This window comes from Rhizobium sp. YS-1r (assembly GCF_000757525.1).
In the GTDB taxonomy this organism is placed as follows: Bacteria; Pseudomonadota; Alphaproteobacteria; order Rhizobiales; family Rhizobiaceae; genus Neorhizobium; species Neorhizobium petrolearium.
On record NZ_JPYQ01000056.1, the window covers coordinates 48,635 to 75,321 of the forward strand.

Here is a 26,687-nt window from a genome sequence, read left to right on the forward strand (position 1 = left end):
ACTGGTTCCTCACCGGCCAGCCTTTTTGTTCGACGAGATCGTCGGCGCCATATTGGCCGGCCTGCTTCCGGTCGCGCTCAATGCCTATGACAAGGGCTGATCGCTCCGCCCCGCGCAAGTGATTTACCGCTCCTTTTGACAGGCAACCATACAGCGAACCGCCCGGCCGGCATGGGTCTCGTCCGATTCGCAATTGAATCAAAGTGTTAAAAAAATATTAGCAACCCTCTGGACACGAAGAATCACTAGTGATTCATTAGGTTAGATTCGGGCGAGCGGCGCCTCGAATCACACGAGGGACCACAATGAGGACGATGTCGGGCGTGCAGCGGGCAACCGCGGCCGAGGGGCGGCTGCGTTTCAAATTTCCGAGCTTCGCAGGTTTGGGGCGCATCTCTCCGGAGGAGGTGCGGCTTTCCGTCAAGCCCATCTCGCGGCAGTTGCCGCGGGTGGAACTGGTTCTGAAGCGTTCCATCCCCCTGCTCATCGTCGCCTTCCTCTCCGTCGTCGCAGCCTCGCGCGTTCTCGGCATCGTGGCGGAATACGGGCGGATGGAAGATTCCGCCCGGCAGTCGACGGCGCTGATGGCCGCCGCGGCTCGCGCTGCCTTCTCCGGCGAACCGGCCTTTTCCAGCCGTGACCGGGCCACGGCGGAAATGCGCCTCGGCTCCTTCCTGCCGCAGCAACAGCTGAAATCCGACACCTTCCTTCTCCTTGTCGACGAAGCCGGGCGTGTCTTTGGCGGATCGGGCGAGATCGCGGCCTATATCGGGCGGCGCCTCACATCCGTGCTGCCGGAAACCGCCGCGTTGCGCCGTTTCGGCGGCGACGATGGTGTGATCGAAACCTATTTCGGGGAAATTCCCCATTATGCGGCGATCCAGCCGCTCGGCAGCGAAGGAGCGCTCATCGTCGCAGCCCAATCGCTCGACGGCATTCATCGCTTCTGGCGGCGGGAAGTATCGCTCAACGTCACGCTTTTCACCGGCATTTCGGCGATCCTGCTCATCATCCTCTACGCCTACTACATGCAGGTCAAACGCGCCCGTGACGCCGACGATATCTTCGTCGAATCCAATCTGCGTATCGAAACCGCGCTGTCGCGAGGCCGCTGCGGGCTTTGGGATTTCGACGTCACCAACAAGCGCCTCTTCTGGTCCGGCTCCATGTACGAGATGCTCGGCCTGCCGCCCGGCAGCAATGTCATCTCCTTTGCCGACGCAGCACGGATGATGCATCCGAGCGACGGCAATATCTGCACGCTTGCCCGGGCCATAAGCCGCGGCAATGCCCGGCAGGTGGACCAGGTCTTTCGCATGCGCCACGCTGCGGGCCACTATGTCTGGATGCGCGCCCGCGCCCAGGTGGTGAAGACCGCCGCCGGCCGGACCCACGTCATCGGCATCGCCATGGACGTGACCGAGCAGCATCGTCTCGCCCAGCGATATGCCGAAGCCGACCAGCGGCTCGCGGACGCGATCGAATGCACGTCGGAAGCCTTCGTTCTGTGGGACAAGAACGACCGGCTCGTGATGTGCAACACCCATTTCCAACAGGCTTACGGGCTGCCGGATAGTGTGCTGGTGCCGGGCACCGAACGTGCCTCCGTCAACGCAGCGGCCGCCCGGCCGGTCATCGAGCGGCGCGTCGCCGACCCGGACGGCAGCGGCCTTTCCCGCACGACGGAAGTGCAGCTTGCCGACGAACGCTGGCTGCAGATCAACGAACGACGCACCCGTGACGGTGGCCTCGTCTCGGTCGGCACCGATATCACGCTCCTGAAGCGCCACCAGGAGCGGCTGCGCGACAGCGAGCGCCGGCTGATGGCGACGATCGGAGACCTTTCCTCTTCGCAAAAGAAGCTGGAGCGCCAGAAAGCCGAGCTTTCGATCGCCAATGCCAATTACCAGGCGGAAAAGGAGCGCGCCGAGGCCGCCAACAAGGCGAAGTCCGATTTCCTCGCCAACATGTCGCATGAACTCAGAACGCCGCTCAATGCCATCCTCGGCTTTTCGGAAATCCTGATGAACGGCATGTTCGGGCCGCTCGGTTCGCCGAAATATTCGGAATATTCCAAGGATATCTACGACAGCGGCAAGCATCTCCTGAACGTCATCAACGACATCCTCGACATGTCGAAGATCGAGGCGGGCCACATGCGCATCCAGTGCGAGGCGGTCGACCTGAAATCGCTGATCGAAGAAAGCCTGCGTCTGACCTCCATCTCGGCTCAGGACAAGGCGATCATCATCCGCCAGCGCCTGTGCGACAGCCTCGACATGGCCGGCGACCGGCGCGCGCTGAAACAGGTGCTGCTGAACCTCCTCTCCAACGCCGTCAAGTTCACCAACGAGGGTGGCAAGGTCGAATTGCGCGCCCGCAGGCTTGGAAAGGGCACGGTGCTGACCATTGCCGATACGGGCATCGGCATCCCGAAGGAATCGCTCAGCAAGATCGGCCAGCCCTTCGAGCAGGTGCAGAGCCAGTATGCCAAGAGCAAGGGCGGCTCAGGGCTCGGGCTTGCCATCTCCCGCTCGCTGATTTCGCTCCACGGCGGCACGATGCGCATCCGTTCCCAGGTCGGCAGGGGAACCGTGGTTTCGCTGCATATCCCCGACCGGCCGCTCCAGGCGGCACGGAAACGGTCGGCGTGAGACTCACATAATCCTCGATATGGCGGACGTGCGGCGTCCGTGCATCAGGCTATGTTGCAGGTTGTGGCTCAAAAGAATTCAGGGGCAACCGTGCGGAAGCGAATCCGTCTTAACGCCACCTGTTATCTGTCTGTTGTGGACTCCAGCTAACATTACAGCAAGACAAGGAATTGAAGCGAGGGGGAGTATGTCGCCAGAATGTCCGTTCTGCGTGGCAAACCGAAGCGGGAAGGACCAGCCCGTTTTCGCCAACGAAACCTGCTTCTTCCTCAAAAGTACAGATGAGGTTCTCCAGCATTCTGGCATGATCATCCCCTTCAGGCACGTCAACTCGCCATTCGATCTCACTCCTGCCGAGTGGATCGACACCTTTGATCTCCTGATTAGAGCCAAAGCCCATTTGGACCAGATAGAGCCTAGCGGCTTCAACTTGGGATGGAATGTAGGGCACGCAGCAGGGCAGGCAGTCGATCACGTGCATCTGCATGTAATTGCGCGCTTCGCCGACGAACCGCTCACAGGTCAAGGCATACGCTATCACCTCAAGCAGTTGAAGAACCGCCGACAATCGTCACTTGACGGCCCGGGGAGTAACAGTCCTCCCGAACACCTCCCGCACCGCCTTTGAAAGCCTCTTGATCTCCCCTTCCAGCGTCCCGATGTCCGGGCAGCCCCCTGCCCGGCAGACACGCTCCAGGAGACCTGCCGGCGCGTCTTTGGGATCGAAGGGACCGTCAACGCAGAGCCTTATGATCTGGGAAAGCTCGGTGAAGAGGCGCAGCGCTTCGAGGCAAGCGTCGAGATCGCCGGGCGGCATCAGCTTGCTGCCCAGCGTCTTCAGTGCCTCGGCCGTACTGAAGCCATAGGTATCGATGGCGACGCCGCTCGCCGGCGCGATGAGGCGCAGATATTGCGCAATGAACTCGATGTCGATCAGACCGCCGGGGATGAGCTTGAAATCCCAGATGTCGCGCGGCGGCTTTTCCTTTTCGATCAGCGCGCGCATCTCGGCCACATCCTTGGCGATCTTGCCGACGCCCCGCCTGGCCGAAAGCACTTCGCCGATCACATCCCTCGCCTCGTTCACAAGGCTTTCATCGCCGCAGACGAGACGGGCACGCGTCAGCGCCATATGTTCCCAGGTCCAGGCTTCCTCGCGCTGATACTTGCTGAAAGCGTTGATGCGCGTGGCAACAGGCCCCTTGTTGCCCGACGGCCTCAGACGGAGATCGACCTCGAAGATCACGCCTTCCGCCATGGGTGCGGAAAGTGCAGCGATCAGCCGTTGCGTGATGCGGGTGAAATAACGGGTGGAATCGATGGGCTTCGGCCCCTCGCTTTCCATTGCGTCTCCGTCGTAGTCATAGAGAAGGATGAGGTCGACGTCGGAACCGGCGGTGAGCTCGAAACTGCCGAGCTTGCCCATCCCCATCACCGCGACACGCCCGCCGGGATAGGCGCCATGCGTGGCCGTAATTTCCGCAGTGACCGCCTTCAGCGCGGCCTCGATCAGGAGATCGGCAAGATGAGTGAAGGCGCACGCCGCCTCGACGCCTGAGATCGCTCCGGTGAGCAGCCTGATCCCGATCAGGAAACGCTGTTCGGCAGCGAAGATGCGCAGCCGGTCGAGCAGTTCCTCGTAAGCCCTTGCACCGCCGATGAAGGTCGTCAGCCGCTGCGAGAGATATCCCCGGGTCGGCAGCTCGGCCATCAGGCCGGGGTCCAGCATGCCGTCGAAGACATGCGGCTTGGAGGCGACGATATCCGCCAGCCTTGGTGCCGACGACATGATCGTGACGATCAGTGCCAATAGCGGCGGGTTGTTGCCGATCAACGAGAAGAGCTGGATTCCGGCCGGCAGGCCTTTGAGAAAATGATCGAAGCGCAGCAATGCCTCGTCGGCCCGCTTGCTTTCCCCAAATGCCTTGAGCAGCGCCGGCATGAGCTCCGTCAGCCGCTCGCGCGCCTCGACAGATTGCGTGGCGCGGTATCGGCCGTAATGCCAGGTGCGGATGACGCGGGACATGTCGGCCGGCCGTTCGAAGCCGAGCGAAGCGAGCGTCTCAAGTGTGCCGGGATCATCCTGCTGTCCCGTGAAGACGAGGTTGCCGTCACCGCCCGAAAGCTTCGCCTCCTGTTCGAAGAGCCGTGCGTAGCGTCTTTCGACCGTCCGCAGCACCTCTTCCAGCCTGGCCGAAAAGCTCGCCGCATCGGCAAAGCCCAGCATGAAGGCGATGCGCTTCAACTCGGCATCCGTCTCCGGCAGGTTATGGGTCTGCTCGTCATGCACCATCTGGATGCGGTGCTCGACATCCCGCAGGAACCAGTAGCATCCGGTGAGTTCCGCGGCGATCTCCGGCGCGATCCAGTTCGCCTCGGCAAGGGCGGCAAGCGCCGCCTCCGTCTCCCGGGCGCGCAGCGGCGGCATGCGGCCGCCGGCGATCAATTGCTGGGTCTGGGCGAAGAACTCGATCTCGCGGATGCCGCCGCGGCCGAGCTTCACGTCATGGCCCTTCACGGCGATCGCGCCATGCCCCTTGTGGACATGGATCTGCCGCTTGATCGAATGGATGTCGGCGATCGCCGCGTAGTCGAGATATTTGCGGAAGACGAAGGGGATCAGAAGCCGCAGGAAATTGTCGCCGGCAGCAATGTCGCCCGCAACCGGCCGGGCCTTGATGAAGGCCGCCCGCTCCCAGTTCTGCCCCCTGCCCTCGTAATAGATCAGCGCCGCATCGAGCGAGACGGCAAGCGGCGTCGAACCGGGGTCGGGGCGCAGGCGCAGATCGGTGCGGAAGACATAGCCGTCCGCCGTGCGCTCCTGCAGGATGCGGATCAGCCGCCGCATCATCCGCCCGTAGATTTCCGAAGCGTCGAACGGATCGTTCAGGATGCCCGCTTCCGGATCGTAAAAGACGACGATGTCGATGTCGGAAGAATAGTTGAGCTCGCGGCCGCCGAGCTTGCCCATGCCGAGCACAATAAGGCCCGAGCCCTTGCTCGGTTCAGCAGGATCGGCAAGCTTCAGCTTGCCGCTCTCATGGCCGGCGAGCAAAAGATGGTCGATTGTTGCCGCGACGGAAGCATCGGCAAAGGCGCTCAGCCAGCGGGTCGTGTCCCGAGCGGAAAAGATGCGCGCAAGATCGGCGAGCGCGACCAGAAAACTCAAACCCCGCCGAGCCGTCCTGAGTGTCGTCATCACCTCGTTTTCCGAGGGTGCCTTGCCGTCTTTCGGACGCCATGAATTGCGCGCCGAATCGATCAGTTGTTCCAAAGCCGGCTCAAGCGGCTCACCTATCGCTGTAGCGAGAAACGCGGGAGAAATGACGGCCGTGTCGCGCAGATAGGGCGAAAGCGTGAAGGCTGCGGCGATGAAATTCCTGAGCGGGCTTTCCTTCGCGAGCAGATCGGCAACCGCCGGCTCGGTCTTGCCCATATCCTTCAAGGCGGCCGTCGCCGCCTTCAACTCCGCCTGGTTCAGCGGGCGTATCACATCCGCCTTGACCGCATCGAGCCGGCTCAGTTTTCCCGACACCGAAATCCTCCTCGAATCTCTCCCTCGCTCTATACCCACTTAGGGCTTCGGGACCGGAAAGACCATGGTGACGGTCAGGCCGGGCGCTTCCGTATTCTCCTTGTGCGTGGAGGAAAGTTCGAGCGAACCACCATGCAGTTCCATCACCGCCTCGACGAGCGAAAGGCCAAGCCCGGTGCCCGGCTTGGAGCGGCTTTCGTCAAGACGGACGAACCGCTTCAGCACCTCGTCGCGCTTTTCGGGCGGAATGCCCGGCCCGTTATCGCAGACAGAGAGCCGAAACGTGCCGTCTTTTTTTGCAAGCTTCACGCCGACCTTCGGCTCGCCCTTGCCTCCGGCGGCATATTTGATCGCGTTGTCGAGCAGATTAAAGATCGCCTGACCGATGAGCTCGCGGTTGCCGCGCACGATGAGGCCCGGCTCCAGCGCGGTCGTGAGAGAAAGGCCCGCCTCCTCCGCCACCGGCTCATAGAGCTCGGCGCTGTCGGCGGAAATCGCCGAAAGATCGACGTCGGACATTTCCGCGGCGATCGACCCGGCTTCCACGCGAGAAATCATCAGCAATGCATTGAAAGTTCGGATGAGCTGGTCGGATTCCGCGATGATGCCTTCCAGGGCGGAGCGGCGCACGTCCTCGCGCTTCTCGGCCAGCGCATCGGCCGCCTTGTTGCGCAGCCGCGTCAGCGGTGTCTTCAGGTCATGGGCGATGTTGTCCGAGACCTGACGCAGGCCTTCGTTGAGTTTCTCGATGCGGCCGAGCATGGCGTTCAGCGAATCCGACAGCCTGTCGAATTCGTCGCCGGATTTTCCGACCGGCAGGCGCTGGGAAAGGTCGCCGGCCATGATCTTCTGGCTTGCCGCCGACATGCGGTCAATGCGCTTCAGCGCGTTGCGGCCGATACCGAACCAGATCACCAGCGCGCCGAAGCCCATGATCGCCAACGCCACCATCAAGGCCCGCCGCACGAGACCGCGGAACCGGTTCGGATCCCCCAGATCGCGGCCCACCATGACCCGGAGGCCATTGTCGAGGAGCAGCACATTGGCCACGGCCAAGTGCCTCCGCGAACCGGCGGCCTCCGAATAAGGTTCGTAGCTGAAAGGAAATTTAGTCCAACCCTGCTCGTCAAGCACGCCCGGCTGCACGGAGGCGACATTGCCCGCCAGCATCTCGCCGTTCGGACCGGCGATCACATAAAGATTGGCACCCGGCTGGCGTGCGCGGCGCTCCATCATCCGCAGCAGAAGATTGATGCCACCGCGCTCATAGGCGCGCTCGATATCCTGCACCTCCTCCTGTAATGTCTGACGCGTCTGCTGCGCGAGCAGCCGTTCGGACATCGCCGTCACGTAAAAGACGAGAAAAGCGGCGCATAGTGCGAAGAGCAGAATATAGAGCGCCGACAGCCGCACGGCTGTCGAGCGAAACATCAGGCGGGCACGTGCGAGCAATTAGGCCTCGTCCTTGATCATGTAGCCGGCGCCGCGGATCGTCTTCAGAAGCGGCTTGTCAAAGTCCTTCTCGATCTTCGAGCGAAGCCGCGAGACATGCACGTCGATGACGTTGGTCTGCGGGTCGAAATGATAGTCCCAGACGTTTTCGAGCAGCATGGTGCGGGTGACGACCTGGCCGGCATTCTTCATCAGATATTCGAGCAGGCGGAATTCGCGCGGCTGCAAAAGCACTTCCTTGCCGGCGCGCTTCACTTCGTGGGAAAGGCGGTCGAGTTCCAGGTCGCCAACGCGGTAGACCATGTCCTGTTCGGGCGTGCCTTTCCGACGTCCCAGCACTTCCACCCGGGCAAGCAGTTCGGAAAAGGCATAGGGCTTCGGCAGGTAGTCGTCGCCGCCGGCGCGCAATCCCGTCACGCGGTCATCCACCTGGCCGAGGGCGGAGAGGATCAGCACGGGGGTGTTGATGCCACGCTTGCGAAGCTCGCTGATGACCGACAGACCGTCGCGGCGCGGCAGCATGCGGTCAATCACCAGCACGTCGTAGGAATTTTCCGTGCCCATGAAGAGGCCGCTTTCGCCGTCGCTTGCATGGTCAACCACGATCCCGGCCTCGCGAAAGGCCTTGGTCATGTAGGCAGCCGCCTCCAGGTCGTCTTCGATCACCAGAATCTTCATGTGCGGAACAATAGCGTCACCGCCCGTTTTTGCACCATTGGATTCGGCAGTTTCGGCAGAATAACGGACGCTCGTCTCCATCTCTTTTCCCTTCCAAAGGAAAAGGGCGCCGGCCGTTGCCGGCGGCGCCCCGCTTCAATACGACCAAAAAGGGATTAGCCCTGATCGATCGGCAGGGCGATGAAGCGGCTGTTGCCGCTGCCTTCGACCTGGAACAGCGCACGGGTGCGGCCGTCCTTGCGGGCCTCCTCGATCACCTTGCCGATATCGGCGGCACTCTCCACCTTGCGATTGTTGACCGAGACGATCTTTTCGCCGCTCTTCAGGCCGCGGGCGGCAGCCTCGGAGTCAGGATCCACCTCCGTCACCGAGAGGCCGGAACCGTCCTCGGCCGGGGCAACGGTGATGCCGAGATCGGCAAGCGCCTTCTCGCTGGACGGGGCCGGAGCGTCGGGCTGCTTCGGTTCGGCGGCGGCAGCTTCGTCGCTTGCGAGGTTGCCGAGCGTGACCGGGATCGTCTGGGCCTTGCCGTCACGCCACAGTTCGACATCGACCTTGGTGTTCGGACCGAAGGCCGCGACGCGTTTGGCGAGGTCACGGGCATCCTTGATCGGCTGGCCGTTGACGGCGGTGATGACGTCGCCTTCCTTGATGCCGGCCTTCTGGCCCGGCGAACCTTCCTGCGGGGCGACGACGAGGGCGCCGGAGGCTTCCTTGAGGCCAAGCGATTCGGCAATGTCCTGATTGACCGGCTGGATCTGGACGCCGAGCCAGCCACGCTCCACCTTGCCGTCCTTGATCAGGTCGTCGACGACGTCCTTGGCCACCGAGGCGGGGATTGCAAACGCGATGCCGACATTGCCGCCGGAAGGCGAGAAGATCGCCGTGTTGATACCGACCACTTCGCCCGAAAGGTTGAAAGTCGGGCCACCCGAATTGCCACGGTTCACGGCCGCGTCGACCTGGATGTAGTCGTCATAGGGACCGGAGCCGATGTCACGACCGCGGGCCGAGACGATGCCGGCCGTTACCGTGCCGCCAAGGCCGAACGGGTTGCCGACGGCGACGACCCAGTCACCGACGCGCACCTTCGAATCGTCCGCGAAGCTGACATAGGTGAACTTGCGGCTGGAGGCGTCGACCTTCAAGACCGCGAGGTCGGTGCGGCTGTCCTTGCCGACGAGCTTGGCTTCAAGCTCGGTACCGTCGTTCATGACGACCGTGTAGGCCGAACCGTCGGAGACGACGTGGTTGTTGGTCACGAGATACCCGTCTTCGGAAATGAAGAAGCCGGACCCCTGGGCGGTCGGGCGAAGACGGTGCGGGCGGTTGCTGTCCGGGCCGCGCGGGCCGCCCCGTTCGGCGCGGTCCTGGTCGCGGTCGCCGGGGCCGCCCGGCATCTGGCCGCCGAATTCGCGGAAGAAGCGTTTCAGCGGATGATCGTCCGGAAGCTGGTCGAAACCGCGGCCGCCGAAATTGAAGGAGAAATTGCTGCTGTCGTCGGAAGCGACCTGCGTGTCGGACTGGACACGGACGGAAACGACGGCGGGCGAAACGGCGGAGACGACGTCCGCAAAGCTCGGTGCCTGCGGCGCGGTGACGCTGACCGGAGCCGCGAAGGACTGCACGACCTGAGCCGGGATGCCGCTCGACAGCATGACCGCTGCAAGACCAGCCACGGTGGAGGCCTTCAAAACGGTCTTCAGGGAGGGACGTCCGATATTGCGCATCTTTAGAGTTACCTTCTTTTCTTCAGTCGTGATGTTGGCCGGAGGTCTGGCCAGGCGGTGGATGACGAAGATATAGGCGGCAACACGTTAACTGCACGTGGCGGACGAATGAAATATTGGTAATGTTCGCCCTTGGCTGTGTCAGGCGGCTATTTTTTCAGGAACTCTTCGAGTTTCGACTGCTCCTCCGGCGTCAGCGCCGCAACCGTCCGCTGGCTGGGACGCGTGCGGACGAAAACGAAAATCGCAATGGCGCCAATGAGAAGCAGCAGGATCGGCGTTGCCCAGAGGATCATTGTCTTGGTGCTGAAGCGCGGCTTCAAAAGCACGAACTCGCCGTAGCGCGATACGACGTAGTCGATCACTTGGCTGTCCGTATCGCCGTTGCTCAAACGCTCGCGCACCAGCACGCGCAGGTCGCGGGCAAGCTCAGCATTCGAATCGTCGATCGACTGGTTCTGGCAGACCATGCAGCGCAGTTGCGCCGAGAGGTTCCTCGCCCGCTGTTCGAGAACGGGATTGGAGAGAACCTCGTCCGGATTGACGGCAAAGGCTGGCAGCGCATTCAGAAACAGGAAAAGCGCGATGAAAAGCCTGCGCATCACTCCGCTGCCTCCAGTGCCGGTTTCACCGGCTTCGCCTTCCGCCTTGGAGCCCCGACCCGAAGCCTGCGGTCCGACAGCGACACGAAGCCGCCGAACATCATGATCAGCGCGCCGCCCCAGATGCACAGGATGAACGGCTTCCACCAGATGCGCACGACGATGCCGCCGCCTTCCATCGGATCACCGAGCGAGACATAGAGTTGGCTGAGCCCGAAAGTCAGGATGCCCGCCTCGGTCGTCGGCATGCGCCGGGCCGTATAAAGCCGCTTCGACGACCAGGTATCCGCAACCTGGACGCCACCGCGGCTGACCGTGAAATGCCCGCGTTGCTCCGTGAAGTTCGGGCCGACCGCGTCTCGCATGCCGTCGAAGGTCAGCGAATAACCGCCGGCATCGACAGAAGCGCCGGGTTTCATCTCGACCACCGTTTCGGTGCCGAAGGTCGTCGCGGCGAAAATCCCCAGAACCGTCACGCCGAGGCCGAAATGGGCGATCGCCGTGCCGAAGACGGAACGCGGCAGGCCAGCAAGCCGCCGTAGACCGACCGACAACCCGACCTTCGAAAAATTGCCTCTATACCAGAGATCGGCGAGCGCGCCGAACATGCCCCAGAAGCCAAGCGCGAGCCCGAAGATCGCCATCACCGGACCGCCGTTGTGAACGTAATAGAAGGCAAGGCCTGCGAACAACGCCAGCGCGGCAAAGATCCAGAGCCTCTGCAGCGCGCCGAGCAGGTCGCCCCGCTTCCAGGCGAGCATCGGCCCGAAGGGCACCACGACCAGAAGCGGCAGCATCAAAAGCCCGAAGGTCATGTTGAAGAAGGGCGCGCCAACCGAGATTTTTTCGCCGGTCAGCGTTTCGAGCACCAGCGGATAGAGCGTGCCGGTCAGCACGGTTGCGGTCGCGACCGTCAGGATCAGGTTGTTCAGCACCAGAGCGCCCTCGCGCGAGATCGGCGCGAAAATCCCGCCCGCTTTCAGCATCGGCGCCCGCCAGGCAAACAGCGTGAAAGCGCCGCCGATGAAGATCGCCAGGATGCAAAGGATGAAGATGCCGCGCGTCGGATCGGTCGCGAACGCATGCACGGAGGTCAAAACGCCGGAGCGGACGAGGAAGGTGCCGAGCAGCGACAGCGAGAATGTCATGATCGCCAGAAGCACGGTCCAAATCTTCAGCGCCTCGCGCTTTTCCATGACAAGCGCGGAGTGGAGCAACGCCGTGCCGGCGAGCCAGGGCATGAACGAGGCGTTCTCGACCGGGTCCCAGAACCACCAGCCGCCCCAGCCGAGCTCATAATAGGCCCAGTACGAACCCATGGCGATGCCGGCCGTGAGGAAGGTCCAGGCGGCGAGCGTCCAGGGCCTGACCCAGCGCGCCCAGGCGGCATCGATGCGCCCTTCCATCAGGGCCGCTACGGCGAAGGAGAAACAGACGGAAAAGCCGACATAACCGAGATAGAGAAGCGGCGGATGCACCGCGAGCCCGAAATCCTGCAGCACCGGATTGAGGTCCTGCCCCTCGGCAGGGGCGGGATCGAGGCGCAGGAACGGGTTCGAGGTCAGCAGGATGAAGAGCAGAAAAGCGCCGGCGATCCAGGCCTGCACGGCGAGCACATTGGCTTTCAGACTGTCCGGAAGGTTCCGCCCGAAGACCGCCACCAGCGCGCTGAAAAAAGTCAGGATCAGCAGCCAGAGCATCATCGAGCCTTCGTGATTGCCCCAGACACCGGAATATTTGTAGATCAGCGGCATCAGCGAATGGGAATTCTCCCAGACGTTCTTCACCGAAAAATCCGAGACCACATAGGCCCAGGTCAGCGCAATGAACGACAGGGCGACGAGCGCGAAGACCGTCAGCGTCCCGGTTGTGCCGAGCGCCATCATCGCCGTGTCGCCACGCCGGGCTCCAATCGCCGGCAGGACCGAAACAATCAGGGCAGTGGCAAGCGCGAGCACAAGCGCGTAGTGGCCGATCTCGATGATCATCGGGTCGCCGCCTCCTTGCCCTCTTTACCTTGGCCCTCGTTCCATACGCCATCGGCTTTCAGCCGGTCGGCGACTTCCTTCGGCATGTAGTTCTCGTCATGCTTGGCAAGCACGCTGTCGGCAACGAAACTATGCGTCACCGCGTCGAAGGTTCCCTCGGTCACCACGCCCTGCCCTTCGCGGAAGAGGTCCGGCAGGATGCCCGTATAGGTGACGGGCACGTCGCCCGTGCCGTCCGTCACGGTGAAACTCACCGTCGAACCCTGGCCGCGCTTTACGGAACCTTCCGCCACCAGCCCGCCGAGCCGAATACGCGTGCCCGGCTTGACCTCCGTCTTGGCGAGGTCGGCGGGCATGAAGAAATAGGCGACCGACTGGCTGAAGGCGAACATGACGAGCAGCACGGCGACGATGATGAAGCTCATGCCGCCGGCGATCACCGCAAGCCGTTTCTGTTTGCGCGTCATTGGGTCGTTCCTTCCACGGCGAGCCCCATCTCGTTCGCCAGCGCCACCAGTTCGCCGGAGGATGGAAACTGTTTAAGCCCGCTCTTCAGCGCTTCCTGGGCTTTCTCCTTGTCGCCAAGCACGGTATAGGAGCGTACCAGTCTCAGCCAGCCTTCGAGATTGTTCGGATCCTCTTTCAGCCGCGCCGCAAGGCTGTCCACCATGCCGCGGATCATCGCCTGCCGGTCGTCCTGCGACATGGTCCCGGCTGCGGCCATGTCTTCCTGCGTCGGATTGCCCGGCGCCTGCGCCGTACTCTGATCGGGCGCGACCGTGCCGCCATTCTTGGCAATATGCTGGTTCACGAGCTCGAGCCATGGCGCGCCGGCCGGCGAATCCTTGGCGATCGCCTCGAACACGCTCCGCGCCTCCGCCGCCCGCCCCGCCTGTTCGAGCCCGAGACCGACATAGAAGCGCGACCGCGGATTATCCGGTTCGAGCCTCACCGCCTCTTCGAACGCAGAACGTGCATCCTCCGTGACGATGCCGTCATTGGACGCCACCAGCGTCTCGCCGAGACCGGCCAACCGGGTTGCGCTGGGGCCAAGCAGGCGGATCGCATTGCGATAAGCCATTTCGGCGTCACCCAGCCGCATGGAGCGGAAGTAGATCGGCGCGAGCAGATCCCAGCCCGCCCCGTCGTTCGGGTTCTGGGCGAGATGGCGTTCCGCCTTGGCTACGAGCAGGGCGACATTGTTGCCGGGATTGGCGAGGCGCGCTTCGAGCGGCTGGTCCGGAAGCCCGGGGCTGCCAAGCGTCAAGTAAAGACAGAGACCGACGACCGGCAGCACGAGCGTTACCATGGAGGTCACGAGGGCATATTTCCCCGTCTTTGCCGCGCCTTCCTGCCTATCCGCATTCGCCCCCGCCGCGGCAAGCAGCCGGCGGCCTATCTCGGCGCGGGCATATTCGGCCTCCTGGGGCTCGATCAGACCCTGGGCGCGATCCCGCTCCAGCTCGTTCAGCTGATCGCGATAAACCTCGACCTCACCGGTACGATCGGCAGGCGCCACCTTGCCGCCGCGGGCGAAGGGCGCGATCAGCACTGCCGCAACGGCTGCCGTCAGAAGCGCGAGGATAATCCACAAAACCATAATGGCCCATTACTGCAACGGCGCTAGCTTTCCAACTGCGGCGCCGGCGTTGACGCGAATTTGAGGCGTTTCGCCGCAAGTCGCGGCATTCATATGGTGTCTGAAGCCGTATCCGGCCATGACATAAGTCAAAGCGTCGCAGACGTATCAAACTTCACGTTAACGGCGTCCACGTCCCGTCGGAATTGCGGCATGCCGCACCGCGTGCCGTCACGTCGCGTCCGTCGGCGGTTACAGTATGACGATATTGACGGCAATTCTGCGTTCCGACCTGATAAGGAGCATTGGCGACCACCTGGCCGTTTGCGTCATCTCCCTTCCAGGGTACGGTCTGGCCGACGGCGGCTCCTTCCAAAGCCCGGTATTCCGCCTCCAGGGCGCGTGAACGGTCGCTCGCCGAAAGCGTCACACCCGTGCGGCCGACGATACCGCCCTGCAACGCGGAAATATAGGAGGCGGACGCGGAAGGCTTCGGCGAAAGAAGGCCACGCGGTCCACCCATCCCGCTACGTGACGCTGTACCGCAGCCGGCAAGCATGCCCGCTACAAGAAACAATGAAACGGCATTTCGGAGTTTCGGGGATCGCATCTTGTCAAAAACCGGGTCGCGAGTTGTCTTTGCTCGGTCATCTCTGCCGAAATTGCTTCCGTCTCGGCATGGCATCATTATGGCGCTACTCGAAAAACACATGGATCCGATAATGGCTCAATCCTCGCATATCAGCAGGCTGCAGCAATGACGCTGTTTCCGGAAAAGATATAGCAGGCGATCCATCCGTCCATAACCGGAGGAACGGATCAATCCCATGTTGCCCTTCCGCCACATCTGCTCCGGTGTTGTCATGGCTCGCCTCGCAGCCTTCGTCGGGTTCACGCCACACTCTTCGTCACGCCCGGCAGGAGAAGCCGGGCCATCAATCCCCCGCGCGGTCCGCGCGTCAGCTCGAACATACCCTGATATTCACTGGTGATCTCGCGCACGATCGACAGACCCAGACCTGCACCCGGCTTGCTCTCATCGAGCCGCGTACCGCGCTTCATCGCTTCGCGGATCTGGTCGGGTTCGAGCCCTGGCCCGTCATCCTCCACCGTCATCTCGACCCAGGTGCGCCGCAGCGCATCCCCGTCCTGTTGCGGCCCGGAGGCCGGCGTTGCGGTGATCCAGACACCCGTCTCGCAGAAGCGCGCGGCGTTTTCGAGCAGATTGCCGATCGTCTCCTCCACATCCTGCTGCTCCATGGCAAGTGCTGCGCCTGGCGGTGAGACGGAAAGATGGAATTCCTTGTCCGGATTGAGCCGGCGCATGACTCGGACCAGACGCTCCAGCGCCGGCTCGATATCCGTGCGGGCGAGCAGGGATTCGCGCTGGGCGGCGATGCGCGCGCGGCTGAGATAGGATTGCACCTGTGCCTGCATGGCTTCGGCCTGCGAACGCACGAGTTCGGACTGCGGCTTGTCAAGCAAGCGCGCTTCGTTGAGCAGCACGGCGATCGGCGTTTTCAGCGAATGGGCGAGGTTGCCAACCTGCATGCGCGCCCGCTCGACAAGGCGGCGGTTGCTTTCGATCAGCGCATTGATGTCATTGGCAAGCGGCATGATCTCGCGCGGGAACTCGCCCTCCAGCCGCTCCGCCTCCCCGCGCCGCACCCTTTCGAGCGTCCGGCGGGCCCCGTCGAGCGGCAGCAAGCCATAGAGGATGGCGAGGCCGTTCACGACGAGACTGCCCAGGCCGAAGACGGCGAGCGCGATATAGAGGCTGCGGGTAAAGGCCTGGATATCCTCCTCGACGACCGCCAGATTGCCCGACACGCGGAAGCGGGCAGCCCGCCCCTCGCCGTCCAGGACAACCTCGGTTTCCGCAACGAGAACATGGTTCCCGAAGGCGTCAGTTGCAGGATAGAAGCGCTCGTAGCGGTTGTTGAAGGGTACCGCCAGGATCGAGGGCACGCTGATGTTCGAAGTGCCGAGAGAGGAGGAGGATAGCGGCCTTGCCGCAAAGGTGCCGAGCGGTTCGATGATCCAGTACCAGCCCGTCTCCGGCTGGGAAAAGCGCAGATCGCCGAGTTGCGGGCTTCCGGAGAGCTGGTTGTCGCTGCCGATCGTGATCGAATTGATGACGTTGTAGAGTTGAGCGCGCAGAAGGTCGGTGAAGGCGCGCTCCGCCGATTGCCGGTAGAGCTGCGAAATCACGATCGAGATCACCACCAGGGCCAGCGCCGACCAGGCGGTTGCGAGAAGCAGCACGCGGGCTGTCAGCGATCTCGGTCCGATGGTGTGAAACCTAACGCGCATCAGTTGGCGCTTGCATCCTGTAGCCGAGGCCGCGGACAGTCTCGATGAGATCGACGCCGAGCTTCTTGCGAAGCCGGCCCACGAAAACCTCGATCGTATTGGAATCGCGGTCGAAATCCTGGTCATACATATGCTCCACAAGCTCGGTGCGGGAAACGACCTGGCCCATATGGTGCATCAGGTAGGAGAGCAGCCGGAATTCGTGCGAGGTAAGCTTGAGCGTCACGCCGTCGACGCTCGCCTTCGATGCCTTGGTGTCGAGCCTGACCGGCCCGCAGACGATCTCCGAAGAGGAGTGCCCGGCGGCACGGCGGATCAGCGCACGCACCCGCGCCAGCACTTCCTCCACGTGGAAAGGTTTTGCGACATAATCGTCGGCACCGGCATCTATTCCCGCCACCTTGTCGCTCCAGCGGTCGCGCGCGGTCAGCATCAGCACCGGCATGCCCTTGCCGCCGGCGCGCCATTTCTCGATGACGGTGATGCCATCCATGGCCGGCAGGCCGATATCGAGGATCACCGCGTCATAGGGCTCGTTGTCGCCGAGGTAATGGCCTTCCTCGCCATCGAAAGCCTGGTCGACCACATAACCGGCCTCTTTCAAGGCATCGGAAAGCTGCCGGTTGAGATTGACGTCGTCTTCGACCACCAGAATGCGCATGCACCGTCCCTCGAATGATATGCCGGCAGATTGGCCGAGAGCTTACATCGGAACCCTTACGGTGACCTTACGCGGCCTCTCGCTGCCGTTGCCCTGGACGAGCACCGTGACGACACAGGTCTGGCCGTCGGAGGACGGCTGAGCAGAAAGAAGCTGGCCGCCGGTTTCCCGCACAACGCGAGATGCCGCCGAGCCGCAATCGCCCGCAACGAGCATGAGATAATCACGCGCGGAGGCCTTTTCCGGCTGCAGGCCGGAAAAACCGGCAATGCCGGCAGCCAGTATCGCGATGATCGGCAGTCGCGCCATGGTTACAGTTTCCACTCACAAGACAACAGGATACATGCCCGAAGCATATGACGGAGTATGTAACCAAAGGCGGCTGAATGGCAAATGAATGGTCCGTAATGCTTTCTTTCAGGAGGCTATTTTCCCCTGATTCCGGTATCGGCAGAAATCCGCCCATAGATTGCAAGAAGCCCGCCGGCCGCGCCCGCCAACGTCACCGCGATGTCCGCAAGATCGGCCTGCATGTCGGCGCCGAGCTCGATTCCCGCCACCTGCAAAAGTGATGCACCGACTGCAATCAGTGCGCCCCAGACCGTTTTCGACTGATACCAGGCCTTCATCCCGTCCATGTTTCATCTCCGTTTCTTGAGCTAAAGTAAAATGGTCGTTCCAACCGGCACACCGAGCGGCACGGCGCGGCCCATCTGCCGTATGCGCAATGAAAGGCTCGTCTGCGCCGCGCCGAAGTCGGCAGTCTCATCGGCCGCCGGATAGGTGAAGGCCGGTTCCGTCACCTCGATCACGCGCCGGACGATTGCTCCGTCCAGAACCTCGATGCGGTAGCGCTCCGTCGGTTCGTCCAGCGGGATATCCGCTCCCTCCCAGTCGTCCGCTTCCACCCTGCCGCGTCTCACCCAGGTCACCCGGACGTCGCCCGCTGCCTGTCGCTCCCCGCGGACATGCACGGGCGACAATGGCGTCTCCGCGCGGATGCCGCCTGCAAAGACATGCGGGCCTGAGCGGCCGCCAGCCTGGCCAAGGCTTTCCGCCAGCCAGTTCATGCTGAGACCACGCTCTTCCGCCGTGAGCCCCAGCGACACCACCGCCTCGTCGAGAACCACGACGGCAGCGCCCAGACCCGCGCCGGCCAGCATCGCATCTTCCGTGCCGGCGAGACCGCGCAGCAAGCCCCCGAGGCGCCAGCGGTTCGGACTGATCTCCTCCGCATCCGCATAACCGACCACCTCCCAGACGCCGTTCGCCGCCTTTACTGCGATCCGGTTCTCCCCATTCAGCACCGCCCGCTCATCCGCAGAGGACAATCCGCCGAAGAAGAGGTCGAGTTCCACCATGCCGCCCCGATCGAAGCGCCCGGTCATGCCGGGACTGAGCGGCGCAGCCAGAACGCCCACTCTCGCGGGTCGGTCGAGCACCGTCCGCGTCCGGTAGCCCTGGTTTCCGGCTGACGACGACAGCGCCGTGCGTCGCCACGGCCGGCAGAGGCCGGCAATGCGCGCGAAGCTTGGCGCTTCGCCTGACGAGAAACGGGGCAGGTCGAGGAAGTGCAGGACCGGCGCAAAGGCATCGGACACGATGCCGCCCCCGTTCCTGCGTTCCGGCTCGCCGGCGTAATTCGCCGGTGCAAGCGGCGCGTGATGGCGTGCCTCGATCCGCCGTGCGGCACCCTCCTCGATCCGCTCGACGATGAAGGTCCCGTCCGGACCGGCGATATCCGGCAGCGCCAACCGCACCGCATCCCCTGGCTCGACCCCGATATCGGCGGGTGAGAGTGAAAAGGTCACCGTTCTCCGCCCGATCCGCTGCGTGCGCAGCAGCGTCTCGACCGCGCCGAGTGCCGTCTCCTGCGCAAGCACCGCCGGCAGATCGTAGCTCAGGGTCCGCTGGCTTGCGGCCCGCGTCCGGTGGGAGCGCACACTGGCCTGCTCATAATCGAGCCGCGGATTGTATGATGTCAGCACCGCTTCCGCTGCGAAATCGCTGTCGTGACTGCGGTTCTCGGACCAGAGCGGCTCGCCCTCGATATCGGCGACGACCGAAACGTTCGCTGGCGCCAGGCTCGCCCTCAGCCGCGACCGAAAGCGCAGTTTTCCAGCATCCTCGGTGACATCCACCTGAAAGACGTCGAGCAACGGCTCAAGGAGTGCGCGCGCCGAGGTCACCTCACCCTGCACGTAACCTGCCAGGTCACCGCTCACTTCGGAGACGTCGAAATCCATGAACCCGTGCTCGGTCAGGACCGTTGCGATCGCATCCGCCAGCGTCGTGCCTCCCATGCGCCCGTTCAGCCAGTGGCCGGCGCGCCAGTTGCCGCCGTCGCTCCAGATCGACAGGTCGTCGGGGAAGGCTGGCATAGGCCTCGCATCCCAGGTCCAGACGAATATGTGGTCTGGATCGACAATGCCGGTCGATGCGTCTTCGCCCTGCCACCGGCCATGATGTGCTTCGAGAAACCGTCGCTGCATGCTGTCGGAACGGGCGAGGCTGGAGAAATAAGGTGCCGCGCTTTCCGTCGATTTCGGATCGATGAAGACGTTCGGCTGGTTGGCGCCCTTGTCCACGGCCGGGCAGCCGAGTTCGGTGAACCAGACCGGCTTCATGCCGGGCGTCCAGGCTGTCGTCGTCGCTTTCTCCCCACCATCCACCCGGTCGTAATGTCGGTTCGACCACCAGCCGGAGAGATCCTTGGTACGGAATACCCATGGTTTTCCGGCGAGCCCGTCGGTGATCGGCGAGCGCACCCGGTTCTCCCGGTCCGTATCGCTCGCATAATACCAGTCGAAGCCTTCTCCGGCGGTGATCTGCCCCGCCATCGCTTCGGCATCGTCGGCCAGCCGGAAGCCATCCGGATTGTCCGCAGAAAGGTCCTCGTCCCTCCAGTCGGCCAGCGGCATGTAGTTGTCGATGCCAACGGCATCGATATCCGGCGAAGCCCAGAGAGGGTCCAGATGGAAGAACACCGCGCCCGAACCATCCGGCGGGTGATAACCGGAATATTCACTCCAGTCCGCGCCGTAGGTGAGCTTCGTTGCCGCGCCGACGTTCGCCCTTACGTCCGCAGCCAGCGCGACCAGTTCCTGCACGAAGGGAAAGGCATCCGTCTCGTCGCGGAGCTGCGTCAGCCCGCGCAATTCCGAGCCGATAATGAACCCGTCCACGCCACCCGCAGCCTCCGCCAGACTGGCGTAATGCAGGATCATCCGCCGATATCCGTCGGCACCGGCCGAGAACGCCTCGACCTGCGCTCGCGCCGCCGCCGTCCTGTCTGCAGTTCCCGGCTGCCCCTGCGCCGGAAAGCAGGTGATCCGACCGCGCCAGGGAAAAGCCGCTTGCTCCGCATCGCCATAAGGGTCCGGCAGGCTGTTGCCCGGCGGGATATCCATCATCACGAACGGATAGAGATAGACCTTCAGCCCCCGCGCCTTGAGGTTGGCGATCGCCTGCCTCACGCTCGCATCGCTCGGCGTGCCGCCGAAGGCCGGTCCGCCATCCCGGCTCACCAGATGCGCTGCCGAACGCGACATCCCGGCCACGGACCACTCGGTACTCTCCTCCCTCCTTGCCGCGACTTCCACGCCCGGCACGATCCGGCAATGCCCGGCCCTGAGATCGGTCCCGAACCAGGAGACCACCAGCGCCACACGCTGAAGGTTCGGGCAGAGCGCCTGCAACTCGTCCAGCGAAGCCTGCCAGTCCGTCGCCGCCGTCAGCACATTGCGGTTCAGGATGCGCGCGCTGCCCTCGCCGGTCTTTTCGGTCACCGGCACCGTCGAATAACCATGTTCAGTCGCGCCAGGGATGATCGTGACGGCACGGATCTGCCGCTCCAATGCGCCCACCGGCCGCAACACCTCGAACTGCATGAGCGGAATGCGGTTTCCGAAACTGTCGAGCGGCAATCGCTCGAACACCACGTAAGCAAGGCCGCGATAGGCCGGCGCATTATCTTCGCCTTGCTTCGCTTCGACCAGCGGATCGGGCAACTGCCCCTTGTCGCCGCGATAGACCCGCATCTCGATCGCTGTCAGGCTGAGTTCGCGCCCGTCGGCCCAGACGCGCCGCACGCCCGCAATCGGCCCTTCACACAGCCCGACCGCCAGGTTGGCGAAATACCGGAACGTCTCGACACGCTGCCCCGTCGCCTTGCCGCCGGAACGTTCACGCGTCACCTCCTCCTCGAACCGCGTCGCCCAGATCAGCGTGCCACCGATCCGTGCCGTGCCGTAGACGCGGTTGATCGCCGATCCCTCGTCCGCACCCGGAATGCGCGCAGTGGCCAACCGGGCGCCTGAGACCGTCGTGCTGCCATTGATCAGAGCGCGATCGACCAGGCCGCCGGCCAGCGCCCCCGCCGCGCGCCCGAGGATCGCGCCGACAGGACCGAACACACCGCCGAGCGCCGCACCCGCTGCCTGAAAGAGAATGGTGGCCATGAAAATACCTCGCGGCCATCCGGCGGATACCACTGGATGCGCGCCTAGATTGTGATAGCGTGTGGAAATTCGAGAGCAGAAGCAGCAGGCGCCGCGCCAGCCGGCGCATCAGTGGAGATAGGCTACACTGACTCAGGCAGGAGCCCTGCCCTCGATGATGGAGGTGATGTTATGAGGCTTAGGCCGATTGGCATTGCGCTTATATTGAGAATGACCCGGACGAGCTGGTCACTGACCGTCCGGGTCGTATTCAAAAGATAAGTCCACGGTGGGCGGGGTTGCCGCCTCGCTCACCACTCCATCAATATACGCCAAACGGCATGTTTTTCAATCGCGCCCTATCGCCGGAAACCGATGCACGGCTGCAATCCGTCGCCTCCACGAAGGCACCAGCGCCGAGCGCGTCACCGCCGTCTGCTCATAGGCATGAATGAAGTGCTCCGGCTCGGCGAGGATGCCGGCATGCTTGGCGGCGCAATCCGGCCGCCAGCGGAACAGCAGCAGGTCACCCGGCTGTGCCTCACCCATCGGCACTGGCTCCCCGAACAGCCGCCGCGCCGCGTCCACCAGACGATCCTCGCCGCTCCGCTCTGCCCAGTCTGGCGCATAGGCCGGCACCGCCTCCGGCTCCCCACCGTAGAGCTCGCGCCAGATGCCGCGGATCAGCCCGATACAATCGCAGCCGATCCCTTTGGCCGCGCCCTGATGACGATAGGGCGTGCCGATCCAGCTCTCCGCCAACACAACGACCTTGCCGCCTATCCCGCTCATTCGAAAATCGGGCCGCCGTCATGGACCCGCTCCCCGTCGGCATAGGAATAGGCGAAGTCGGCGCCCGGCATATGCGGGAAGCCCCGGAAATTCAGGTGGTTGGCAAAGCGCGCCCTGCAGGTCGCAAACGACTTGTCGCAGCCAGCCGTCACCGTGAACGTCTCGCCCGCTGCAATCGGCTCCTCCAACGGCAGCCAGAAGGTCAGCTCCGCCGTGCCATCCGCTCTCCGCTCGTGCGTTTCGACATCGGCCGCCCCGTCGCTGGAGAACGTCAACGCGCCCTGCCGGAAGAACCCGCTCTCGAAACCGCCGAGCCCGGAAACGACGATCCGGCTTGCATCCTTCACCTCGATAACCGCTCCTTCGCCGCGCCAGGACGAAAGGTCCAGACCGCAGCGGGCATCACCCAGCACGGCATCGCAGCGGCGGCTGTAGACACGCCCCTGCGGCTGGCTCAACCGATGCGCCAGGCTGCGCAGCTCCGCCCGGAACTCACCGCCGGCGCGTGAGACCTCGCCGATCTCGCGAATGTTCAGCAGCATATGCTGATCGGGTGCTGCCCAATTCACCAGAAACTGTTCGACGCGCGCGCCGTCGTAACGCCCGGCCGCCAGGTCTTCCTCGCGGATCGCCGCGCTTGAAAAACCGCCGGACACCTCGTCGGCGCTGATGGAAAGTCCGGCGGCCGCTTCCGCTTCACTCGCTGAAAAGCCGCTCGCAGCCAGGAAGGCCGTGCCGCCGAGGGCGAGATCGCGATCGTGGTCGGTGAAACCGAGCACCACGCCGTCGCGCCGGGTCACCCGCCAGCAATGGCAGGTGGTGGTGGCCTCGCCGGCCAGATGTGCGGCAAGCGCCGCCGGTGCCGTTCTCATGCCAATATCTCCGTCAGTGGAATGGTCTGGATGCGCCCCGCGTCGAAGTGCGCGAGATTGACGTCGATCCGGTCGGTATCGAAGCGCACCGGCACGTCGAATTCGAAACCTGCCCGCACCACCGCGCCGGCCATCGGGATATGCTCGGCCACAAAAGTCACGATTCCGGTCGCCGGATCGACTTCGAACGAACCCGCCGGCTTCTCGATATCGTCCACCGAGACGACCACCGTCCCCGCCACCGGTTTGGCGATCCGCCGTATCCAGCTCCCGCCGCTGTCGGCATAGGTCTTTACGAGCTGAAACTCGGCTGCTGCACCATCCCCGGTGCCGATCACCTGATCGCTCGCCGACACCGCCTCGCCCGGCCCGCAGGACTTCCAGTCGACCGGATCGCGGAAGCGGAATCCGTAAAGCTGTCCGCCGCGCGCCTCGAAGAATTCCAGCACGGCATAAAGGTCGGCCAGCGATTTTACGCCCGATCCGGCATCATAGCTTCGCCGGGAATCCCGCCAACGCTGGTTGCGGCTCTCGCGGCCATTGGAAAGATTGACGATATCGGTGCGCCGCACCGGCCCGCCCGTCGCGCCGAGCGCCAGCCGCAGCGGGAACCGTACATCATGAAAACCGCTCATCCTGTTTCAAAGTCCTCTTCGTCCGCGTGCGACGCTGCGCGCCAGCATGGCGGAAATCTGTCCTTCGCTTTTGCGGAAACTTGCGGCATCGGTCGCGGTAACATTGAAGACGATCTGCGGCTCCGCCCCGCCTGCGGCCGCGGCCACGCCGAGCGCGCCATCCGGCCCGCGCCGGAGCGGCAGGATCGCCTCGGCGCCAGCCTCGCCCATCAAGCCCATATTGCCGCCCATCGGGAAGAAGCTTGGCGCGCGCACCACCCCGCCATCGGCAAACGGCGTCACAGCGCCGACCAGACCACCCACCGCATTGCCCAACATGCTCTCCAGCGGTTTCAGTCCGGCGGCAAGCGTGATATCGGCCAGGCGATTGCCAAGCCCCCGCAGCACGTCCTCCAGCCCCTTGCCGCCTCCGGCAGCGGACTTCAACGCGCCCGTCAATGCGGCGCCGAAACGCTGCGACCGGCTTTCCAGCTCGGCCATCACGCCGGCCAGCGCCTCGGCATTGGAGAGCGCGCCGGCAAATGTGTTCTCATCGTCTTCCATGATTGGTCTCCAATTGCCCCTCATCCGCCTGCCAGCACCTTCTCCCCGCCGGCGGGGAGAGGGCGCGAGCCAGGGTGGCATGCTCCCACCTCCCCCTCGAGGGGGAGGTCATCGCGAAGCGATGGGTGGGGGTGACATCTTCAGGCTAGGTCACCCCACCCCGGCACGGCGTGCCGACCCTCGCCCTCAAGGGGAGGGTACTCACCCATCCGGAAACTCCCTCATCAGCGACTCCAGCCCAGCCCTTTCCATAGCCGCGCCTCGCGATCGCAGCCCTCCGGTCATGGCAAAGAACTCGACGGGCGTCAGTGCCCAGAAATCTCGCGGTACCAGCCGCAGCAGGCAGAGGCCGGCATGCATGACCGTTTCCCAGGGAAACGGTTCCGCCTTGACCTCTTTTTCCTCGATCACAATTCCGGACGGAAAACCGCTTCGCACGTTTCCGGGAGTTGCCTGACCGCCTGCCGCGGCCCTCAAGGGTTTGCGGTGGCTTCCCCGCTGGCCTCGCCGAACGTCGCCAAAAGCAGGTCACCGACGATCCTGGCGGAACCGGCAACCCCACCGTCGACGTTCATCGCCGCCACCTCGTCGTCGGAAAAGAGATTGCCACCGCCTCTCAATCCGGCGCCGATGACGCGGATCATGTCCGCCGCCTTCAGGCGCCCGGAAGAGAAGCGTTCCGCCAGTCCGTTGAGGTCACCGGCGGCAAAGGCCGTCTCCAGTTCCGCCAGCGCCCCCAATGTGAGGCAGAGGATGCGGTGTTCGCCGTCGATCATCGCCTCCACCTCGCCGCGCCTGCGGTTCGCCCGCCCGCCGCCGAGCATCACAGCGCTCCGAATGCCAGGCTGCCGGCCGATTCCAGCGCCAGCTCGAAACGGATCTCGCCATTGTGCTCGCCGGAATATTCGAGCGCCGTCATCTGGAAAGGACCCGTGATCGTTCCGAAAGCCGGAATTGAAATCTGCCAATCCAGAATGCTGCCGGCGAAGAATGCCGTCCGCACCAATGCGTCGCTCGCCTGATCCTTGAAGAGGCCGGCGCCCGTCTCCTCCTCGCACTGGCAGACGAGATAGCGCCGCGTCTCGTCGGGATCGCGGGCCAGCTTGACGACGAACACCCGCGTATAGGCGTCGAAGGCGGCCTTGTGCTCGACCGCTTCGGCGGAAAGTTCGCCGCCGCCCCGGCCGAGCTGCGGACGGGCTTTCTTCAGCACCAACTGGTCGAGCACCTTCTTCTGGTCGTCCATCGCGCGGTTGATGCGGTCCACCTTGTCGCGCGTCACCACGTCGGCCGTCAGTTTCTGCTCGATCTCGCCGAGCCTGCGGTCGTTGACGTCCTTGAACGCCTCGAAGGCTTCCATGAATTCGTCGAAGGCGGCCGTCACCGTTTCCGGTACTCCCTTGACTTCCGGGGCCTTCACCTCAGGCGCCACGCTTGCTGCATTCGTCATATCGCTTTTCCTTTGAAGGTTGACTGCATCATCATCTTCGCCGCCCGCCGCATCTGGCGGGCGAGCTCGGTTTCCCGGTCACGGAAGAACCGCGCATGTTTGACGTCGGAGACCCGGGCCGACGGGAGCATCGGGAAGGTCACGACGGAAATTTCCCAGAGATCGGCCTCGAGGATTTTTCGGACGCCCGTCTTTGCATCGGTGCGAGCCTTCACCGTCCGGAAGCCGATCGACAATCCGTCGAGCGCGCCCGATTTCATCAGCGCCAGCACCTCGCGGGCGCGTGCCACGCCGGGCGACAACACGCCCTCGACATAAAGACCGCGGGCATCCTCGCGGATCGTCTTCCAGGCGCCGATCGGCTCGTTCGGATCGTGCTGGTAGAGCATGCGCACACCCGGCGCGCCGCGTTCGACGAGCGAGTGCCTGAAGGCGCCACGTTCGATCGTGTCCTTCCCGAGATCGACCTCGCCGAAAATGCTGGCATAACCCGAGAAGGTCCCGTCGCCCGCAACGCCGGCAAGTTCCAGATTGGCGAATTTGCGCCCACTGGGGCGTACGGGCGGGCGCGGCCCGCGATAAGCGTGCATGGGTAGTCTCCTGAAATGTCTTTGGATTCTCGGCCCCTCTCCTCCGCGAAACGGAATTTGGAGCATGGACTGCGCGGCAGGCGCCTATCTCCCCCTTGGCGGGGGAGAATGGAATTTCAGCACCTTAGGCGGAGCTAAGTGCTAGAAATTCCAAGAGAGGGGGAAGAGCGGGCT

23 protein-coding genes and 2 pseudogenes are annotated in these 26,687 nt (G+C 63.6%); 2 read left to right on the forward strand and 23 right to left on the reverse strand.

Annotated features, from left to right (window positions below; translation table 11 throughout):
• Positions 1-314: 314 nt before the first annotated feature.
• Both JL39_RS25735 and JL39_RS25740 read left to right on the forward strand, forming a co-directional pair.
• The gene (locus tag JL39_RS25735) at positions 315-2,654 is read left to right on the forward strand and encodes an ATP-binding protein (protein ID WP_037157490.1); all 2,340 of its coding nucleotides are present in this window, start codon (positions 315-317) and stop codon (positions 2,652-2,654) included.
• Between the two features lie 187 nt (positions 2,655-2,841).
• Complete coding sequence (locus tag JL39_RS25740; RefSeq protein ID WP_037157493.1) at positions 2,842-3,282, forward strand: HIT domain-containing protein; 441 nt, start codon at positions 2,842-2,844, stop codon at positions 3,280-3,282.
• Here the strand turns inward: JL39_RS25740 and JL39_RS25745 are convergent.
• From JL39_RS25745 to JL39_RS25850, 23 genes and pseudogenes are all read right to left on the reverse strand, one after another.
• A complete protein-coding gene (locus JL39_RS25745; RefSeq protein ID WP_052183118.1) occupies positions 3,226-6,189 on the reverse strand; it encodes a bifunctional [glutamine synthetase] adenylyltransferase/[glutamine synthetase]-adenylyl-L-tyrosine phosphorylase in 2,964 nt (987 codons plus the stop codon). The genes JL39_RS25740 and JL39_RS25745 overlap by 57 nt on opposite strands.
• A 39-nt stretch (positions 6,190-6,228) precedes the next feature.
• Complete coding sequence (locus JL39_RS25750) at positions 6,229-7,620, reverse strand: ATP-binding protein (RefSeq protein WP_037159655.1); 1,392 nt, start codon at positions 7,618-7,620, stop codon at positions 6,229-6,231.
• A gap of 21 nt (positions 7,621-7,641) precedes the next feature.
• Entirely contained in the window at positions 7,642-8,400 is a 759-nt protein-coding gene (locus JL39_RS25755) for a response regulator transcription factor (RefSeq protein WP_280107491.1), read from the reverse strand.
• Between the two features lie 74 nt (positions 8,401-8,474).
• Positions 8,475-10,049: a Do family serine endopeptidase gene (locus JL39_RS25760; protein ID WP_037157496.1), complete on the reverse strand. Its 1,575-nt coding sequence runs from the start codon at positions 10,047-10,049 to the stop codon at positions 8,475-8,477.
• Between the two features lie 149 nt (positions 10,050-10,198).
• On the reverse strand, positions 10,199-10,654 hold the full coding sequence (locus tag JL39_RS25765; protein ID WP_037157499.1) for a cytochrome c-type biogenesis protein: 456 nt from the start codon (positions 10,652-10,654) through the stop codon (positions 10,199-10,201).
• Complete coding sequence (locus tag JL39_RS25770) at positions 10,651-12,639, reverse strand: heme lyase CcmF/NrfE family subunit (protein WP_037157501.1); 1,989 nt, start codon at positions 12,637-12,639, stop codon at positions 10,651-10,653. The genes JL39_RS25765 and JL39_RS25770 overlap by 4 nt, the downstream gene beginning before the upstream one ends.
• Complete coding sequence (ccmE, locus tag JL39_RS25775; protein WP_037157504.1) at positions 12,636-13,106, reverse strand: cytochrome c maturation protein CcmE; 471 nt, start codon at positions 13,104-13,106, stop codon at positions 12,636-12,638. The genes JL39_RS25770 and ccmE overlap by 4 nt, the downstream gene beginning before the upstream one ends.
• Entirely contained in the window at positions 13,103-14,239 is a 1,137-nt protein-coding gene (gene ccmI, locus JL39_RS25780) for a c-type cytochrome biogenesis protein CcmI (RefSeq protein ID WP_037157507.1), read from the reverse strand. Before ccmI ends, ccmE begins: the two co-directional genes overlap by 4 nt.
• Before the next feature lie 154 nt (positions 14,240-14,393).
• Complete coding sequence (locus tag JL39_RS25785; protein ID WP_037159662.1) at positions 14,394-14,828, reverse strand: membrane protein; 435 nt, start codon at positions 14,826-14,828, stop codon at positions 14,394-14,396.
• A 281-nt stretch (positions 14,829-15,109) separates the two neighbouring features.
• Positions 15,110-16,510, reverse strand: a complete 1,401-nt coding sequence (locus tag JL39_RS25790) for a HAMP domain-containing sensor histidine kinase (protein ID WP_152601305.1) — start codon at positions 16,508-16,510, stop codon at positions 15,110-15,112.
• A 10-nt stretch (positions 16,511-16,520) separates the two neighbouring features.
• The gene (locus tag JL39_RS25795) at positions 16,521-17,192 is read right to left on the reverse strand and encodes a response regulator transcription factor (protein WP_037157513.1); all 672 of its coding nucleotides are present in this window, start codon (positions 17,190-17,192) and stop codon (positions 16,521-16,523) included.
• A gap of 42 nt (positions 17,193-17,234) precedes the next feature.
• Positions 17,235-17,501 (reverse strand): hypothetical protein, encoded by a 267-nt coding sequence (locus JL39_RS25800; protein ID WP_037157516.1) that lies wholly within the window; start codon positions 17,499-17,501, stop codon positions 17,235-17,237.
• Positions 17,502-17,617: 116 nt separating this feature from the next.
• Entirely contained in the window at positions 17,618-17,830 is a 213-nt protein-coding gene (locus JL39_RS25805) for a hypothetical protein (RefSeq protein ID WP_037157519.1), read from the reverse strand.
• 21 nt (positions 17,831-17,851) lie between these two features.
• The gene (locus JL39_RS25810; protein WP_037157522.1) at positions 17,852-21,652 is read right to left on the reverse strand and encodes a glycoside hydrolase/phage tail family protein; all 3,801 of its coding nucleotides are present in this window, start codon (positions 21,650-21,652) and stop codon (positions 17,852-17,854) included.
• Positions 21,653-21,979: 327 nt separating this feature from the next.
• Positions 21,980-22,423: an NlpC/P60 family protein gene (locus JL39_RS25815; RefSeq protein ID WP_037157525.1), complete on the reverse strand. Its 444-nt coding sequence runs from the start codon at positions 22,421-22,423 to the stop codon at positions 21,980-21,982.
• Positions 22,420-23,295: a DUF2163 domain-containing protein gene (locus JL39_RS25820; protein ID WP_037157528.1), complete on the reverse strand. Its 876-nt coding sequence runs from the start codon at positions 23,293-23,295 to the stop codon at positions 22,420-22,422. Before JL39_RS25820 ends, JL39_RS25815 begins: the two co-directional genes overlap by 4 nt.
• The gene (locus JL39_RS25825; protein ID WP_037157533.1) at positions 23,292-23,930 is read right to left on the reverse strand and encodes a DUF2460 domain-containing protein; all 639 of its coding nucleotides are present in this window, start codon (positions 23,928-23,930) and stop codon (positions 23,292-23,294) included. The genes JL39_RS25820 and JL39_RS25825 overlap by 4 nt, the downstream gene beginning before the upstream one ends.
• A 6-nt stretch (positions 23,931-23,936) precedes the next feature.
• Positions 23,937-24,473: a phage tail tape measure protein gene (locus tag JL39_RS25830; RefSeq protein ID WP_037157536.1), complete on the reverse strand. Its 537-nt coding sequence runs from the start codon at positions 24,471-24,473 to the stop codon at positions 23,937-23,939.
• 201 nt (positions 24,474-24,674) lie between these two features.
• Positions 24,675-24,884: a rcc01693 family protein gene (locus JL39_RS25835; RefSeq protein ID WP_052183119.1), complete on the reverse strand. Its 210-nt coding sequence runs from the start codon at positions 24,882-24,884 to the stop codon at positions 24,675-24,677.
• A 62-nt stretch (positions 24,885-24,946) separates the two neighbouring features.
• A complete protein-coding gene (locus tag JL39_RS25840) occupies positions 24,947-25,297 on the reverse strand; it encodes a gene transfer agent family protein (protein ID WP_037157539.1) in 351 nt (116 codons plus the stop codon).
• Positions 25,297-25,518: pseudogene (locus tag JL39_RS25845) on the reverse strand (phage major tail protein, TP901-1 family); the annotation flags it as partial. The gene JL39_RS25840 and the pseudogene JL39_RS25845, both read right to left, overlap by 1 nt.
• Positions 25,519-25,590: 72 nt before the next feature.
• Positions 25,591-25,923: pseudogene (locus tag JL39_RS31310) on the reverse strand (phage major capsid protein); the annotation flags it as partial.
• On the reverse strand, positions 25,920-26,513 hold the full coding sequence (locus JL39_RS25850) for an HK97 family phage prohead protease (RefSeq protein WP_037157542.1): 594 nt from the start codon (positions 26,511-26,513) through the stop codon (positions 25,920-25,922). The pseudogene JL39_RS31310 and the gene JL39_RS25850, both read right to left, overlap by 4 nt.
• Positions 26,514-26,687 lie beyond the last annotated feature (174 nt).